The 16,313-nt window shown below is 64.3% G+C and carries 16 protein-coding genes; 7 read left to right on the forward strand and 9 right to left on the reverse strand.

All coding sequences use genetic code 11. The features are described 5' to 3' along the window. Window positions 1–177: 177 nt before the first annotated feature. From J4D52_RS19230 to J4D52_RS19245, 4 genes are read right to left on the reverse strand one after another with little or no spacing between them, the layout of a single operon-like run. Window positions 178–1,383 (reverse strand): CaiB/BaiF CoA-transferase family protein, encoded by a 1,206-nt coding sequence (locus J4D52_RS19230; protein ID WP_102677431.1) that lies wholly within the window; start codon window positions 1,381–1,383, stop codon window positions 178–180. A gap of 19 nt (window positions 1,384–1,402) precedes the next feature. After that, on the reverse strand, window positions 1,403–2,752 hold the full coding sequence (locus tag J4D52_RS19235; RefSeq protein WP_102677432.1) for an MmgE/PrpD family protein: 1,350 nt from the start codon (window positions 2,750–2,752) through the stop codon (window positions 1,403–1,405). 10 nt (window positions 2,753–2,762) lie between these two features. Continuing rightward, window positions 2,763–3,926, reverse strand: a complete 1,164-nt coding sequence (locus J4D52_RS19240; RefSeq protein WP_102677433.1) for an acyl-CoA dehydrogenase family protein — start codon at window positions 3,924–3,926, stop codon at window positions 2,763–2,765. Window positions 3,927–3,947: 21 nt separating this feature from the next. Then, window positions 3,948–4,790, reverse strand: coding sequence for a MaoC family dehydratase N-terminal domain-containing protein (locus J4D52_RS19245; protein WP_173678557.1), 843 nt, complete (start codon window positions 4,788–4,790; stop codon window positions 3,948–3,950). A gap of 137 nt (window positions 4,791–4,927) precedes the next feature. Between J4D52_RS19245 and J4D52_RS19250 the strand changes: the two genes are divergently transcribed. Together J4D52_RS19250 and J4D52_RS19255 are read left to right on the forward strand one after the other, a co-directional pair. Continuing rightward, window positions 4,928–5,815: a LysR family transcriptional regulator gene (locus J4D52_RS19250; RefSeq protein WP_102677434.1), complete on the forward strand. Its 888-nt coding sequence runs from the start codon at window positions 4,928–4,930 to the stop codon at window positions 5,813–5,815. 134 nt (window positions 5,816–5,949) lie between these two features. Then, on the forward strand, window positions 5,950–6,516 hold the full coding sequence (locus J4D52_RS19255) for a GNAT family N-acetyltransferase (protein ID WP_102677435.1): 567 nt from the start codon (window positions 5,950–5,952) through the stop codon (window positions 6,514–6,516). A 7-nt stretch (window positions 6,517–6,523) separates the two neighbouring features. Here the strand turns inward: J4D52_RS19255 and J4D52_RS19260 are convergent, their stop codons facing one another. After that, window positions 6,524–6,829: a double zinc ribbon domain-containing protein gene (locus J4D52_RS19260; protein WP_102677436.1), complete on the reverse strand. Its 306-nt coding sequence runs from the start codon at window positions 6,827–6,829 to the stop codon at window positions 6,524–6,526. A gap of 147 nt (window positions 6,830–6,976) precedes the next feature. Between J4D52_RS19260 and J4D52_RS19265 the strand changes: the two genes are divergently transcribed. From J4D52_RS19265 to J4D52_RS19275, 3 genes are all read left to right on the forward strand, one after another. Next, a complete protein-coding gene (locus J4D52_RS19265; RefSeq protein ID WP_009048526.1) occupies window positions 6,977–7,462 on the forward strand; it encodes a GFA family protein in 486 nt (161 codons plus the stop codon). Window positions 7,463–7,566: 104 nt separating this feature from the next. Further along, window positions 7,567–7,818 (forward strand): hypothetical protein, encoded by a 252-nt coding sequence (locus tag J4D52_RS19270; RefSeq protein ID WP_025809397.1) that lies wholly within the window; start codon window positions 7,567–7,569, stop codon window positions 7,816–7,818. 6 nt (window positions 7,819–7,824) lie between these two features. Further along, window positions 7,825–8,640, forward strand: a complete 816-nt coding sequence (locus J4D52_RS19275) for a MipA/OmpV family protein (RefSeq protein WP_102677437.1) — start codon at window positions 7,825–7,827, stop codon at window positions 8,638–8,640. Window positions 8,641–8,853: 213 nt separating this feature from the next. Here J4D52_RS19275 and J4D52_RS19280 read toward each other — a convergent pair whose 3' ends face one another. The 3 genes from J4D52_RS19280 to J4D52_RS19290 form a co-directional block, all read right to left on the reverse strand. After that, on the reverse strand, window positions 8,854–10,137 hold the full coding sequence (locus J4D52_RS19280; RefSeq protein ID WP_102677438.1) for an ATP-binding protein: 1,284 nt from the start codon (window positions 10,135–10,137) through the stop codon (window positions 8,854–8,856). Further along, on the reverse strand, window positions 10,138–10,845 hold the full coding sequence (locus J4D52_RS19285; protein WP_063429993.1) for a response regulator: 708 nt from the start codon (window positions 10,843–10,845) through the stop codon (window positions 10,138–10,140). It abuts the gene before it with no gap. A 172-nt stretch (window positions 10,846–11,017) separates the two neighbouring features. Further along, on the reverse strand, window positions 11,018–11,623 hold the full coding sequence (locus tag J4D52_RS19290; protein ID WP_062825533.1) for a tRNA-(ms[2]io[6]A)-hydroxylase: 606 nt from the start codon (window positions 11,621–11,623) through the stop codon (window positions 11,018–11,020). A 227-nt stretch (window positions 11,624–11,850) separates the two neighbouring features. Between J4D52_RS19290 and J4D52_RS19295 the strand changes: the two genes are divergently transcribed. Beyond that, window positions 11,851–12,714 (forward strand): universal stress protein, encoded by an 864-nt coding sequence (locus J4D52_RS19295; RefSeq protein ID WP_025809402.1) that lies wholly within the window; start codon window positions 11,851–11,853, stop codon window positions 12,712–12,714. Window positions 12,715–12,813: 99 nt separating this feature from the next. Here J4D52_RS19295 and J4D52_RS19300 read toward each other — a convergent pair whose 3' ends face one another. Beyond that, window positions 12,814–13,284, reverse strand: a complete 471-nt coding sequence (locus J4D52_RS19300; protein WP_025809403.1) for a DUF1289 domain-containing protein — start codon at window positions 13,282–13,284, stop codon at window positions 12,814–12,816. A gap of 407 nt (window positions 13,285–13,691) precedes the next feature. On the opposite strand from J4D52_RS19300, the gene acnB reads away from it, so the two are divergent. After that, window positions 13,692–16,301, forward strand: a complete 2,610-nt coding sequence (gene acnB, locus J4D52_RS19305; RefSeq protein ID WP_063429989.1) for a bifunctional aconitate hydratase 2/2-methylisocitrate dehydratase — start codon at window positions 13,692–13,694, stop codon at window positions 16,299–16,301. Window positions 16,302–16,313 lie beyond the last annotated feature (12 nt).

Raw genomic sequence — 16,313 nt, forward strand, 5'->3', positions numbered from 1 at the left:
AGGTCCACAGACCGTGTTATCGCGCCCCGGACACCAGGCCACGACAGATTCCCTCGTAGGAGCGAGCGGGCGGCGATCCGACTTGCCTGCGATGAGGCCCGCAAGATCGATGCAACCCCCAAGGGCCCCATCGCCAGCAAGCTTGGCTCCTACAGAAGCCGTGCAAGCCTGCGAATCTCAGATCACGCCATTGGCCTGCAACTGTTCGATGGCCTCGGTGGACAGGCCCAGTTCGGCGAGGATCGCGCCGCTGTGCTGGCCCAGTCCCGGGACGCCGTCCATGCGCGGTTCGAACGCGGCATTGCGCGCCGGCGGCAGCAGCGACGGCAGCTTGCCGGCCGGGCTGTCCACCTCGCGCCAGCCGTCGCGGGCCTTGAGTTGCGGGTGCTGCCACACGCCCTGCATGTCGTTGACCCGGGCGCTGGCGATCTGCGCCTGTTCCAGCCGGGCGATCACCTCCTCCACCGTCAGCCGGGCGAAGCTGTCGACAATGATCTGGCGTAGCGCCTCGCGATTGGCCGAGCGCTTGAAGTTGGCCGAGAAGCGCTCGTCGCCGGCCAGTTCCGGCAGCAACAGCACCTTGTCGCAGAACGCCGCCCACTCGCGTTCGTTCTGCAAGCCAAGCATCACCGTACCGCCGTCCCCCGCCGGAAACGGCCCGTAGGGGTAGATGGTCGAGTGCGCCGCGCCGGCCCGTGGCGGTGGCGGCGCGCCGTCGAAGGCGTAGTACATCGGGTAGCCCATCCACTCCACCAGGCTTTCCAGCATGCTCACGTCGATGCGGCTGCCCTGCCCGGTCCTGCCGCGCAGCAACAGCGCCGAGAGGATGCCGCTGTAGGCGTACATGCCGGCGGCGATGTCGGCGATCGAGCAGCCGGCCTTGGCCAGTTGCTCCTCGCCCGGGCCGCCGGTCACCGACAGGAACCCGCCCTCGCTCTGGATCAGCAGGTCGTAGGCCTTTTTCTTCTCATAGGGGCCGCCCTCGCCATAACCGGAAATGTCGCAGACGATCAGCCGCGGAAAACGCTGGTGCAGCGCCTCGAACGACAGGCCCATGCGCGCCGCCGCCCCCGGTGCGAGGTTCTGTACCAGCACGTCGGCCTGGGCCAGCAGGCTTTGCAGAATGTCGTCGGCGGCGTCCTGCTTGAGGTCCAGGGTCAGGCTCTCCTTGGAGCGGTTGGTCCAGACGAAATGCGAGGCCAGGCCGCGCACGCGTTCGTCGTAACCGCGGGCAAAATCGCCGCTGCCGGGGCGCTCGATCTTGATCACCCGGGCGCCCAGGTCGGCCAGTTGGCGGGTGCAGAACGGTGCGGCGATGGCGTGTTCCAGGCTGACCACGGTGATGCCGTCCAGCGGCCGGGGTTGTGCGGTATTGAGTGTCATAAGGCGTCCTCGGGCTGGTTCAGAGCAATTCGTTCAGTTGCGCGGTGTCGCGCAGGTGCCACACCTGGTGGATCAGGGCCTCGCCCTGCTCTGGCGTGCGTGCGCCGGAGAAGCGCAGCAGGCGCTGGAACTTGTCCGCAAGCTCCGCCCGCGACAGGCCATTGCCCGGATCGCCCTTGGGCTCGTCGATAGCGCCGTGCAAGGTACGGCCGTCGTCGGTGCTGACCACTACCCGGCCAAGCCAACGCTGCGGGTAGGCGCGGTCCACCTCGGGGTCGAGGACCATCGATACCTTGTCGCGAAACGCCGCCACCGCCGGATCCTTCAGCGCCAGCTCATGGAACTCCGGCAGCCCGGCCTTGCCATGCACGGCGATCAGGCCGAGCACAGTGCCCATGGAGAACTTGGCCTGGTGCACGGTCTGCGGCACCTTCACCCGCCCCAGCACATCGATGGCGCCCTGATGCACACGGGTTTCCACCCGGGCGATTTGTTCATGGCCCAGACCTTCGCGCTGCATCAGCGCCAGCAAGGCATCGGCGGCCGGGTGGGTATGGCGGCAGGAGGCGTGGTACTTGAACGAGGTTTCCAGCAAGGCCCAACGCGAACCGAGCCGATCGGACAGCCTGCTCGGCTCGGCATCCCAGGACATGCCCGCAGCCATGCCCTGCTCGCCTTCGAGAATATTGCGCGCGCCAGTCAGCCCGTCCCGGGTCAGGTAGGCGGCGAGCAAACCATCGGCCGCGGCCTTGGCCGTGTGCAACTGCTTGGAATCCGCGGCGTCGCGCAGGAACTCCCAGAGCCCGGCGGCCTGGGTCCCGGCGCTGCCCAGCAGGTTGATGAACTGCGCCTGGTCGAAGTCCATCAGCTTGCCCACCGCCACCGCCGCGGCGAGGGTGCCGACGGTGGCCGTGGTGTGGAAGATCCGGTAGTGGGAACGGCCCATGAACTCGCCGATGCGAATCCCCGCCTCATAGCCGGCCACCGCCGCCAGCAGCAACTCGCGGCCGGACTTGCCCAGGTCCTGGGCCGCCGCCAGGGCCGCCGGGAACACTACGGTGGCCGGGTGCAATACCGAACTGTTGTGCAGGTCGTCCTGCTCCACCAGATGGGAAGACGCGGCGTTCACCAGGGCAGCGAAATAGGCCGAGCTGCCGCGGCCGTTGACCAGGATCCGCGCCGGGCCATCGGCCGGGCCCATCTGTTGGGCGTAACGCTCGAACAATGGGATCGGATGCGCGCCCTGGCTGGCCAGGGCGGAGCCGAGCCAGTCGAGGAACAGCTCTTCGGTACGCGCCAGCACGCTGTCGGGCAGTTGCTGGTAACTCAGGCCGGCAAGGAACCCGGCCAAGGCTTGGGTATGGCTCATGCTCGGTTCCTCAGAAGCTGCGCGGCAGTTCGAGCAGGTGCTCGGCGACGTAGGACAGGATCAGGTTGGTGGAGATCGGCGCCACCTGGTACAGGCGGGTCTCGCGGAACTTGCGCTCGACGTCGTATTCGCAGGCGAAACCGAAACCGCCGTGGGTCTGCAGGCAGGCGTTGGCCGCCTCCCAGGAGGCCTTGGCCGCCAGGTACTTGGCCATGTTGGCGCTGGCCCCGGCGTTGCCGCCGCTGTCGTATTCCTCACAGGCGCGCCAGCGCATCAGGTCGGCGGCCTCGATTTCGACATGGGCTTCGGCGATGGGGAACTGCACGCCCTGGTTCTGCCCGATGGGCCGGCCGAACACCACGCGGTCGCGGGCGTACTGGCTGGCCTTTTCGATAAACCAGCGGCCATCGCCGATGCACTCGGCGGCAATCAGGGTGCGCTCGGCGTTAAGGCCGTCGAGGATGTACTTGAAACCCTTGCCCTCCTCGCCGATCAGGCTGTCGGCGGGGATTTCCAGGTTGTCGAAGAACAGCTCGTTGGTCTCGTGGTTGACCATGTTGGCGATCGGCTGCACGGTCAGGCCGTTGCCGATGGCCTCGCGCAAATCGACCAGGAAGATCGACATGCCTTCGGACTTCTTCTTGACCTCGGCCAGCGGCGTGGTGCGCGCCAGCAGGATCATCAGGTCGGAATGCTGGATGCGCGAGATCCACACCTTCTGCCCGTTGATCAGGTACTTGTCGCCGCGCCTGATGGCGGTGGTCTTGATCTTGGTGGTGTCGGTGCCGGTGGTGGGCTCGGTGACGCCCATCGATTGCAGGCGCAGTTCGCCGCTGGCGAGCTTCGGCAGGTAGAAGCGCTTCTGCGCCTCGCTGCCGTGCCGCAGCAGGGTAAACATGTTGTACATCTGCCCGTGCACGGTGCCGGAGTTGCCGCCGCAGCGGTTCACCTCCTCGAGGATCACCGAGGCTTCGGCCAGGCCCAGGCCCGAGCCGCCGTATTCGGCCGGGATCATCGCCGCCAGCCAGCCGGCGTCGGTCAGGGCCTTGACGAAGCTTTCCGGGAAACCTTTTTCCTCGTCGATCCGGCGCCAGTAGGCGGCATCGAACTCGGCGCACAACGCCCGCACGCCTTCACGGATGGCATTCAATTCTTCGTTGCTGTTGGGGTTCATCGAACGGCTCTCCGCCTGTGGTTATTGTTGTGGGATCGGGTCGAACAGCACTTCGCCGCGCTGGGCCAGGCCGGCGTCGTTGCCAGCCCAGAGTTCGGCGACGCCGGGACGGACGAGGCGCCCACCGACCTCGAACGGCTGCGGCGCGATCAACGGCCGCAGGCCGCGATAGGAGAAGCGCCGCAACCGGGCCCCGGGATGGGAGCGGCAGAACGCCCGCAGGCTGAGGGTGGCGATCAGCGGGCCGTGCACCACCAGCCCCGGATACCCTTCGGTCTCGGTGACGTAGGGAAAGTCGTAATGGATGCGATGGCCGTTGAAGGTCACCGCGCTGTAGCGGAACAGCAGGGTCGGGCTGGGCTCGACGGCTTCACGCCAGTCGCCCTGGATCAGTGGCTCGCCGCTGCCCTGCTTGGGCGGGCTCGGCTCGCGGTAGACAATGTCCTGTTCCTCGCGGATCGCCAGGCGACCGTCCTGGGAATACTCATGGCGCACCGTGACGAACAGCAGCGCGCCGGTGCGCCCGGTCTTTTCCTCGACATGGCTGATGGTCGACAGGCAGTGCGCGTCGAAACCGGCGCGCAACGGCTCGAAGAACTCCAGCCGGCCACCGGCCCACATGCGATTGCGATTGGCCGCCGGCGGCAGGAAGCCGCCACGGGCCGGATGGCCGTCGCCACCCAGGGCGCTTTCGGCCAGCGGCTCCTGGAAAAAGCACCATTGCCACAGCGGCGGCAAGGCCGCGCCATGGGCCGGCACGGGTTCGCCGAAGGTCGCGGCGATGCGCTTGAGCAGGTTGTCGCTGAGCAGGTCTCGGGCTTGCTGGCTACGGCCTATCCAGACGCTGGGGTCGGTCACGCTCATCGGGTCGGGTCCCTATTGCAGTGGTGGTGAGCCCGATCATGCAAGCCGCTGTGCGTTCTGAGAATTTGCATTTCAATAAACCGGCGTTCGGTTATGCTGAACGCCGCTTTGCCCCTCTTCCCTCCCAGGAGCCGCCCATGCATTTCGATCTGGCCGACCTGCGCCTGTTTATCCATATCGCCGAATCGCCAAGCCTGACCCAGGGTGCCAAGCGCGCCTTTCTCTCGCCGGCGGCGGCCAGCGCGCGGATCAAGGCCCTGGAAAGCCAGCTGGAAACCCGCCTGCTGTACCGCGACAGCCGCGGCGTCGAAGTCACCCCGGCGGGCGAGCGCCTGTTGCAGCATGCGCGGCTGATCATGCGCCAGGTGGACTACCTGAAAAGCGAGTTCACCCAGTACGGCGGCGATTCCACCGGGCATATGCGCATCTTCGCCAACACCACGGCGGTGACCGAATTCCTCCCGGAAATCCTCGCCGGCTTTCTGTCGAAACGCCCGGGGGTCACGGTAGACCTGCAGGAGCGCCTGTCCCGGGACATCGTGCGCGGCGTGCTCGACGGCACCGCCGACATGGGCATCATCGCCGGCCCGGTGGAAGCCAGCGGCCTGCAGGTCCTGCATTTCAGCACCGACCACCTGGTGCTGATCCTGCCGGTCGACCACCCGCTGGCGACGCAGCGGGCGGTGACCCTGGAGCAGACCCTGGCCTACCAGCACATCGGCCTGCACGAAGGCAGCACCTTGCTGACCTTCCTGCGCGAACACGTGGAGCGCACCGGCAAGCAGTTGTCGCTGCGGATCCAGGTATCGAGCTTCGAAGCGGTGTGCCGCATGGTCGAGGCCGGCGTCGGTATCGGCATCATTCCCGAATCGGCCGCCATCCGGCACAGCCGCACCATGCAGTTGGTGACGGTGAAACTCGACGAGGCCTGGGCCATGCGCGAACGCAGCATCATCGTCCGTGAGCTGGAGGCCCTGCCCGGCAGCGTGCGGGCGCTGATCGCCACCCTGATGCCCGAGGCCTGATTGCTCGGGGGCCAATCTACCCCCTGGCGCAAAACCTTCGCCGACACCGCGGCGCGTTGACCTGAATCAAGGGCCTGGCGCCTGACAGGTGTGAATGTTCAGGCAATCCTCTGCACCTTCACGGAGACTTGCCCATGACCAGCACCGCCATCCACACGCCTGCCCTGGCCGCCTTCGCCCAGCAGAAGGGCGAACACTGGATAGACGCCCTCAACGACGGCAGCCCGGTGCTGATCCGCCCGTTGCGCGCCGAAGACCGCGACCGGGAAAAGGCCTTTATCGAGAACCTCTCGCCAACCACCCGGCACCACCGGTTCCTCGGTGAAGTGAAGGAAGTCGGCGAGGCCCTGCTCAGCCAGCTGATGGATGTCGATGGCAGCGAGCGCGTGGCTTATGTGGCCCTGGTCCACGACAACGGCTCGCTGCGGGAAATCGGCATCAGCCGTTACGCCACCATCGGCGCGGACACGGACACCTGTGAATTTGCCGTGACCGTGGCCGACGAGTGGCAGCACCAGGGCCTGGACGCCTTGCTGATGCGCCACCTGGTCGCCCGGGCCAAGGACCAGGGCTTCAAGCAGATGTACTCGCTGGATTGCCCGGCCAATCACCGCATGCGCGAACTGGCCGCGACCCTGGGTTTCAATCGCGCCATCGATCCAGACGATGCGACTCAGGTCCGCTACCACCTGGCGCTGTAACCGGGCCTCAGCCCGCCGCCCCGCCACATTGCGCGCAAAACCGCGCGCCGGCGGCCAGCGTGCTGCCGCACTGGCGGCACGCGGCGGGTTGCAGCGAGGTCCCGCACTGCTGGCAAAACCGCGCCTTGGCCGCGTTGCTTGCCCCGCAGTCCGGACACAGCGGGCCGCCCGCTGGCGGCGCTGCGCCATCTGCGCGCTGGCCCTGCCCGCTGCCATGCCCATTACCGCCATGCCCATTACTGTGGCGCCCGCCCTGATAACCGCCATGCCCACGGCCCCGATGAGCGCCCAACAAAGGTTCGAAAAAGCTCATGTCGATCACTCCTGATAAAGAGAGTCGACAGTAAAAAGCCTGAAGTAGCTACAGGGTCAACTCAGTACCGACCAGCGCCCATGGAGAACGCTCCAGCCGACAACGACTAGGCTGACGGTCATAGTCCATGAATCGTCGGAGGCCATCATGCAACTCGAAGGTTCCTGCCATTGTGGCGCCGTCCACTTCAGCCTGAACAGCGCCCACCCCTACCCTTATCAACGCTGCTACTGCTCGATCTGCCGCAAGACCCAGGGCGGCGGCGGGTATGCGATCAACCTCGGCGGCGATGCCGCCAGCCTGAAGGTCCGCGGCCGCCAGCACATCTCGATCTACCACGCGCTGCTCAGGGAACCCGGCAAACGCGCCCGGCGCAGCAGCGCCGAGCGACATTTCTGCAGCCGCTGTGGCTCCGGGTTGTGGCTGTTCAGCCCGCAGTGGCCGGAGCTGATCCATCCCTTCGCCTCGGCCATCGACACGCCGTTGCCGATACCGCCGGAACATACCCACCTGATGCTCGACTCCAGGGCGCCCTGGGTGGAGATCGACTGGCATCCCCACGACCTGCAATTCGCCCACTACCCCGAGGAATCCATCGCTCAATGGCATGAGCGCCTGGACCTGCAACGCTAAGCGCCGGGCATTCACAGTCTTTGACAGTTTTCCGACAAAGCTGCCAAAGATTGCCCGCGCCCGCGTCCCTAGCATGAACGCATCCATTTCCCCACGGGTGCGTCATGTACGGTCGGTTCTCCACACTTTTCATTGGTGTGCTGCTCGGTGGCCTCAGCTGCCAGGGCACCCCGCCCGCGGCCCCGACGCCCAGCAGCGAAGCGCCGCCGGAAATCGCCACGCCACCTGAAACCACCATTCGCGCCGAACCGACCGCCGCCGCTCCGGCGCGCAAGGTCGCCCAGCGGCCGCGCGATGGCCTGGGCAGTTCCTATTCCAAAGCCAACGACCACTCCCACACCCTGCTGAGTTTCTAACCGCCGATGAAGACCTCGATCCGTCCGAAAACCCTGTGCCTGTCCCTTGCTTCCCTGCCCCTGGCTTCGCTGTGCCTGCTGACGCCCTGCGGCCCGCTCTACGCCGCGGACTGGCAGTACCACCTGCAAGCCGGCGCCGCCAGCCTGCCGCGCTACAGCGGCAGCGACGAACGCACTGTCGCCCCGATCCTGGGCGGCGAAATCGTCAGCCCCTACGGGGTGTTTCTCAACACCGAACAGGGCCTTGGCTGGGGCAATGAATGGGGCGACCTGGCGTTCAGCACCTGGGTCGGCCCCAGCGAGGCACGCAAGGACCGCAAGAGCGGCTACAAGGGTTCGGACCATCTGGCCGGCATGGGCTCGATCAAGTCCCGCGCGCAATTCGGCGCCCACCTGGGCTACACCCTGGGCGCCGTGGAACTCGGAGCCACGTTGCAGCATGCGCTGAAGAAGAACGACGACCCGGACACCGGCTCGGCCTACAACCACTTGCAACTGAGCATTGGCAGCACGCTGTATGAAGGCCGGTACGGGCGCCTCGAGGGCAGCCTCAACAGCCAGTTCGGCGATGGCGATTACCTGCGCACCTGGTATGGCGTCAGCACGGCCCAGGCCGGCAGGACCCGCTTCGGCGCCTATCGTCCCAAGGGCGGTTTTCTCAGCCGGGGCGGCGACCTGACCTGGACTGTGCCGATCGACGAACAGATGCAGGTTTCCACGGTGCTGGCGCTGCAGTATCTGGGGCGAGAGGCGGCGGACAGCCCGATTGTCGAGCGGCGGATGCAGACGTCGTTGGCGACGACCCTAGAGTACAGCTTCTAAGCAGCGTTGGCCGTTCTGACGCTATCGCGGGCAAGCCTCGCTCCTACAGAACCGCGTGCTTCTGTAGGAGCGAGCGGGCGGCGATCCGACTTGCCCGCGATAGCCACGACGCGGACCGCCTGATCCACCGCGTTATCGTTCATCGCGCGCAAGCTGCGCTCCTACAGAAGCAGAAGCCATCCGATCCCGCAGGAGTGTGCCCAGGTGTCCCGGTTATTCGACCTGCGCCCAGGTCATGCGAAACGACGCGCCGCCCCACTGCGAATCCGTCACCTCGACCTGGCCGCCGTGGGACTGCGACACCCGCCGTACCAGCGCCAGGCCGAGGCCGAAGCCGCCGGTGCGGCGGTCGCGGCTGGCATCGAGCCGGGAGAACGGTTCGAAGATCTTCTTACGCCCTTCCACCGGCACGCCCGGGCCGTCGTCGTTGACCTGGACTTCATAACCCTGCCCGACCCGTACCAGGGACACCTCGACGCGCCGCTCGGCGTAGCGAATGGCGTTGCGCAGCAGGTTGATCACCGCCCGCGCCATGAACCGCGGTTCGATGCTGATGCACTCGACCTCGCAGGCCCGGATCAGGATCTGCACCCCCGCCGCTTCCGCCTCCAGGGCGACACTGCCGACCACGCTGTCGAGCCAGCTGTGGGCCTGGATAGTCTCGCGGTTAATCACCGTGGCGCCGTGTTCCAGGCTGGCATAGGTCAGCAGTTCGGAGACCATTTCCTCCAGCTCGCCGAGGTCGGCGTACATGTCGGCGATCAGCTCGCGGTTGTGTTTCGGATCGGACTGCTTGAGCTGGTCGAGCTCGAACGACAAGCGGGCGATGGGCGTGCGCAGCTCATGGGACACCGCGTTGGTCAGCTCGCGCTGATTGGCGATCAGGCCTTCGATGCGGCTGGCCATGCGGTTGAAGTGCTCGGCCAGCTCGCGAATGTTCGAGCGCCGCGACAGGTGCAGGCGCGCACTCAGGTCGTTGTCGCCGAAACGTTCGGCCGCCAGCCGCAGTTGCTCCAGATCGCGCCAGTGCGGGCGCACCCAGAAATACAGGGCGATGCCCACCAGCGCAGCGAGAAAGACATAGGCGGTGATGGTATAGAAACGGGTCAGCGAGGGCTCTTCCGGCAACTTGATGCTGAGCAATTGCGGGCCCTGGTCGATGCTGGCGATAAACTCGGTGAACTCCTGCCGCACCACCAACTGATTGGATGCCAGCAAGGCCTGCTCCCGGGCGCTCAGGCCCAGCGCGTCGGCGTTCACCAGGCTCAACTGCAAGCCGTAATGCGGCTGCAGTCCCTGCAATTGCCGTTCGCGTTCGACGCTGTCGAACGGCCGCAACTGCTCCACCAGGCTGTAGGCCGGCCCGCGCACCGCATCGCGGTTGTAGGCTTCCAGCGGGTCTTCGAGGATGGCCGTGAAGATGTGATCGACCGCGGTGATTGCCCCGGCAAAACCTATGGCCAAGACAATGTACAAACCCAGAAACAGCCGCAGCATCTAGAGCTCCCACGCGAAGGGATTGAACAGATAGCCCTTGCCCCAGATGGTCTTGATGCACACCGGCTCGCGGGGGTTGTCCTGGAGTTTGCCGCGCAGCTTGCTGATATAGACGTCGACGCTGCGGTTGAGGCCGTCGAAGGCGATGCCGCGCATGCGGTTGAGGATGTCGTCGCGGGAGAGGATCTTGCCCGCCGAACTGGCCAGCAGCCACAGCAGCTCGAACTCCATGGTGGTCAGCTCGATCAGCTCGCCGGCCAGGCGCACTTCGCGGCAACTGCGGTCGAGGGTCAGGCGGCCGAATTCCAGCGCGCCGCGCACCGTCGGCTCCGGCAGCTGGCGCCGTTGCAGGGCGCGCAGGCGAGCCAGCAACACCGGCGGCTTGATCGGCTTGATCACGTAGTCGTCGGCACCGGACTCAAGACCCAGGATATGGTCCAGATCGTCTTCCTTGGCGGTGAGAATGACGATGGGCGTGTCCGACAGGTTGCGGATCTCCCGGCACACGTGCAGGCCGCTCTGGCCCGGCAGCATCAGGTCGAGGACGACGATTTTCGGCTTGAACTCGAGAAAGGCCGCCAGCGCCACATCGCCACGATGCACCACCCGTACCTCGAAACCGTGTTGGGACAGGAAGTGCGCGATCAGCCCGGCGAGCTTCTCGTCATCTTCCACCAGCAATACTTTGCCAAGACCCGGGTTATCCATAAATACCAGTCTGAGAGCGCACAATTGGGGTGCGCATTATAGGCGGCATCGGATAAGTCTGAGACCAGGCCAGACAGCAAAAACCGGCCCAGGTGGCCGGTTTTCAGTGATGTTTCATGCTTTTAAGAGTTTTTTACAATTTGCCCGTAGTTTTCAACCGACTTGGGCCGTTTTACAGAGTAGGCACGCCGCTGTGGAAGCGGAACTCGACGTCCGGCGACTCGATCAGTTCGCGCTCGGCGGCGCGCACCTTCTCGATCACCTGGGCGATGTCCTTGGCGTCGCCGTACTGATAGGCCAGCTTCAGGTAACCCTGGAAGTGCCGGGCCTCGCTTTTCAGCAGGCCGAAGTAGAACTTGCCCAGTTCTTCGTCCAGGTGCGGCACCAGCGCCTCGAAACGCTCGCAGCTGCGGGCCTCGATAAAGGCGCCGACCACCAGGGTGTCCACCAGCTTCACCGGTTCATGGCTGCGCACCACCTTGCGCAGGCCCGAGGCATAACGCCCGGCCGACAGCTGGCGCAGTTCGATCTTGCGCCGCTTCATCAGGCGCATGACCTGCTCGTGGTGCACCAGTTCTTCCCGGGCCAGGCGCGACATCATGTTGATCAGGTCGACATGGGAGTGGTACTTGGCGATCAGGCTCAGGGCCGTGCTGGCCGCCTTGAACTCGCAGTTCTTGTGGTCGATCAGCAGGGTTTCCTGATCCGCCAGGGCCGCCCGGACCCAGGCATCCGGCGTGCGGCAGCCGAGGAACTCATGGATTTCCGGCAGGTTCATGGCTGCCCCCCTGTTACGGCAGCGGGCGCGCAAGACAGGACGGTGGCGACTTCAGGGATAGATAACATGGGGCTCACGGCATAAGGGTTCACGGCGAAGGGCGCCGATTATACCGGCCGCGCCACAGACCACCAGCCGCGGCGCTTGATGTGCATCAACATCCACGGCGACGCGCAGCAACTATAGTTGTGCAAAGTAGCCTTCATCCCTCTCTGGAGATCCCGACCATGCAAGCCATCCGCAGCATCCTGGTGGTCATCGAGCCCGAGCATTCCGAAAGCCTCGCGCTCAAGCGCGCCAAGCTGATCGCCGGGGTGACCCAGGCCCATCTGCACCTGCTGGTGTGCGACAAGAAGCACGAGCATTCGGCGCTGTTGAGCGTGCTCAAGAGCAGCCTGCTGAGCGAGGGCTACAGCGTGACCACCGAGCAGGCCTGGAACGACAGCCTGCACAGCACCATCATCGACGTGCAGCAGGCCGAAGGCTGTGGCCTGGTGATCAAGCAGCACTTTGCCGACAACCCGCTGAAAAAGGCCCTGCTCACCCCCGCCGACTGGAAACTGCTGCGCTACTGCCCAAGCCCGGTGCTGCTGGTGAAAACCGCCAAGCCCTGGACCGGCGGCGTGATCCTGGCGGCCATCGACGTCGGCAACGCCGACGGCGAGCACCGCACCCTGCATGCCACCATCGTCGACCATGGTTTCGACATCGCCAGCCTGGCCAAGGCACAGCTGCATGTGATCAGCGCCCATCCGTCGCCGATGCTGTCGGCGTCCGACCCGGTGTTCCAGCTCAAGGAAACCATCGAGGCGCGCTACCGCGAACAGTGCAAGGCGTTCCAGGCCGAATTCGATATCGACGATACCCATCTGCATATAGAAGAAGGCCCGGCAGACGTGCTGATCCCGCACACCGCCCATGAATTGCAGGCGGCGCTGACCATCATCGGCACCGTGGCGCGCACCGGGATTTCCGGGGCACTGATCGGCAACACCGCGGAAGTGGTGCTCGACTCCCTGGAAAGCGACGTGCTGGTGCTCAAGCCGGAGGTCATCATGGACCACCTGGAAGAGGTGGCCAGCAAGCATTGAGTGATGGGGTGACTGATAGAACGCTATCGCGGGCAAGCCTCGCTCCTACAGGTTGCACATACCTTGTAGGAGCGAGCTTGCCCGCGATGCTTTTAGCGATCAGGCGCCAAAGGCGTCCTTGAGAAACCCCGGGGCGATATACCGCTGGTAGTGGGCTTCCGACAGGAGGAAAAACTCCCGATCGATGGCATCGCGCAATTCCGGCAGTTCCCAGTCGCGAAACTCCGGCAGCAACACCATCCCGTAGGCCTCCAGCTGGTTGATCACCCGCGCCCCGCGAGCGATCAGCTGATAGGCCCAGCAATATTCCGACTGGTGCGGCACGAAGCGGATCTTGCGCTGCTCCAGCTGCTCGCGCAGCCGCTGGGGATCGAAGACTTCCAGCTTGGCCGCCATCACCTGCACCAGCAATTGCTCGAGACGCAGCCACACCGCGCGCTTTTCTTCCTCGTTGTAGCCGTTCCAGTGGATCACTTCATGGTGGAAACGTTTGCAGCCACGGCACACCAGGTCACCGTAGACAGTGGAGCAGAGGCCGACGCAGGGGGTCTTGATCGTCTGATTGGGCATAAGTAGGCAATACGCGGAAAAAAGCGAAACAGGCCCGCATGTTAGCCCTTTGTCTAACATTGATCACCCCTCAAACTTCAGGGCCTAACTTACCTTTAATTTTTTTTTGCCGTAGAATCAGCCAGCCTTTTTAGGCGCCAATGTCCGTTAGAAGCTGTTTTCAAAGCGTCACGAGCACAGTCGTTCCTTCAGAGCGGTGTTGGGGATGGGTCTTTCCAGCGGGGAAAGCCCAGCGCCAACCCTCATCAGCTCCCGTTCTGCAGGCGTAAAACTTTGAAAGCAGCTTCTGTAAGGAATTGTCGGTAATTCTGGCCAAGTGACCCACAACGTCACGCAGCGCATGAGTACGGCAATTTCGGGATGAGCGTCCCGGACACCCATTTGGGACCACTGATGAGGGTAATACTGTGCTTGAAGCCTACCGCAAACATATCGAAGAGCGTGCAGCCCTGGGTATCGTTCCCCAGCCGCTAAACGCCGAACAAACTGCAGGCCTGGTCGAGCTGCTGAAGAATCCCCCCGCTGGCGAAGAAGCCTTCCTCGTTGACCTGATCACCAATCGCGTTCCGCCAGGAGTCGACGAAGCCGCCTATGTGAAGGCCGGTTTCCTCTCCGCGCTGGCCAAAGGCGAAGCCAAATCCCCTCTGCTGGACAAGAAGCGCGCCGTTGAACTGCTGGGCACCATGCAGGGCGGCTACAACATCGTGACCCTGGTCGAGCTGCTGGACGACGCCGAACTGGCTCCGGTCGCGGCCGCTCAGCTCAAGCACACCCTGCTGATGTTCGATGCCTTCCACGACGTCGCGGAAAAAGCCAAGAACGGCAACGTTCACGCCCAAGGCGTACTGCAATCCTGGGCCGACGGCGAGTGGTTCAAGAACCGCCCGGTACTGGCCGACAAGATCAGCCTGCGCGTGTTCAAGGTGACTGGCGAAACCAACACCGACGACCTGTCCCCTGCCCCGGATGCCTGGTCCCGTCCTGACATCCCGCTGCACGCCCTGGCCATGCTGAAAATGGCCCGTGACGGCATCGTTCCGGATCAGCAAGGCGCCATCGGCCCGATGAAACAGATCGAGCAGATGCGCAACGACGGCTTCCCGATCGCCTACGTCGGCGACGTGGTCGGCACCGGTTCGTCCCGTAAGTCGGCGACCAACTCCGTGCTGTGGTTCTTCGGCGACGACGTTCCTTACGTACCGAACAAGCGCGCAGGCGGCTTCTGCTTCGGCAGCAAGATCGCACCGATCTTCTACAACACCATGGAAGACGCCGGCGCCCTGCCGATCGAATTCGATGTGTCGAAGATGAACATGGGCGACGTGATCGACCTGTACCCGCACGCCGGTAAAGTCACCAAGCACAACAGCGACGAAGTCCTGGCCACCTTCGAAATGAAGACCCCGGTCCTGCTCGACGAAGTCCGTGCCGGCGGCCGTATCCCGCTGATCATCGGCCGTGGCCTGACCGAGAAGGCTCGCGCCGAACTGGGTCTGCCACCGTTCGACCTGTTCAAGAAGCCTGAAACTCCGGCTGAAAGCACCAAGGGTTTCACCCTGGCACAGAAAATGGTCGGCAAGGCTTGCGGTCTGGCAGAAGGCAAAGGCGTTCGTCCTGGCACCTACTGTGAACCGAAGATGACCACCGTAGGTTCTCAGGACACCACCGGTCCAATGACCCGTGACGAACTGAAAGACCTGGCGTGCCTGGGCTTCTCCGCTGATCTGGTGATGCAGTCCTTCTGCCACACCGCGGCGTATCCAAAGCCGATCGACGTGACCACCCACCACACCCTGCCCGACTTCATCATGACCCGCGGCGGTGTTTCCCTGCGTCCGGGCGACGGCATCATCCACTCGTGGCTGAACCGCATGCTGCTGCCAGACACCGTGGGTACCGGTGGTGACTCGCACACCCGTTTCCCGATGGGCATCTCGTTCCCGGCCGGTTCCGGTCTGGTCGCGTTCGCCGCTGCCACTGGCGTGATGCCACTGGACATGCCGGAATCGATCCTGGTGCGCTTCAAAGGCAAAATGAAACCTGGCATCACCCTGCGTGACCTGGTTCATGCCATTCCTTACTTCGCTATCCAGAACGGTCTGCTGACCGTCGAGAAGAAAGGCAAGAAAAACGCCTTCTCCGGCCGCATCCTGGAGATCGAAGGTCTGGAAGGTCTGACCCTGGAACAAGCTTTCGAGCTGTCCGACGCCTCGGCCGAGCGTTCGGCTGCCGGTTGCACCATCAAGCTGTCGAAAGAGTCGATCACCGAGTACCTGCAGTCGAACATCACCCTGCTGCGCTGGATGATCGGCGAAGGCTACGGCGATGCGCGTACCCTGGAGCGTCGCGCTCAAGCGATGGAAGCCTGGATCGCCAACCCTGAGCTGATGGAAGCCGATGCCGACGCCGAATACGCCGAAGTCATCGAAATCGATCTGGCCGACATCAGCGAGCCTGTACTGTGCGCGCCGAACGACCCGGATGACGCTCGCCTGCTCTCCAGCGTTGCTGGCGAGAAGATCGACGAAGTGTTCATCGGTTCCTGCATGACCAACATCGGTCACTTCCGCGCTGCCGGCAAGCTGCTGGATCAGGTCAAGGGTCAGCTGCCAACCCGTCTGTGGCTGTCGCCGCCGACCAAGATGGACGCTCACCAGCTGACCGAAGAAGGCTACTACGGCATCTACGGCAAGGCTGGCGCGCGCATGGAAATGCCGGGCTGCTCGCTGTGCATGGGTAACCAGGCACGCGTCGAGCCGAACTCCACCGTGGTTTCGACTTCGACCCGTAACTTCCCGAACCGTCTGGGTGACGGCGCGAACGTCTACCTGGCTTCGGCCGAGCTGGCGTCCGTTGCGTCCATCCTGGGTCGCCTGCCGACCGTCGAGGAGTACATGGAATACGCCGGCAAGATCGACAGCATGGCAGCGGACGTGTACCGCTACCTGAGCTTCGACCAGATCGCCGAGTTCCGTGAGGCTGCTGCGAACGCCAAGATTCCGGTGGTTCAAGCCTAAGGCTGCAAGGCA

Origin of the sequence: Pseudomonas sp. GW460-12-10-14-TSB1, assembly GCF_017349775.1 — a bacterium.
GTDB lineage: Bacteria > Pseudomonadota > Gammaproteobacteria > Pseudomonadales > Pseudomonadaceae > Aquipseudomonas > Aquipseudomonas piscium.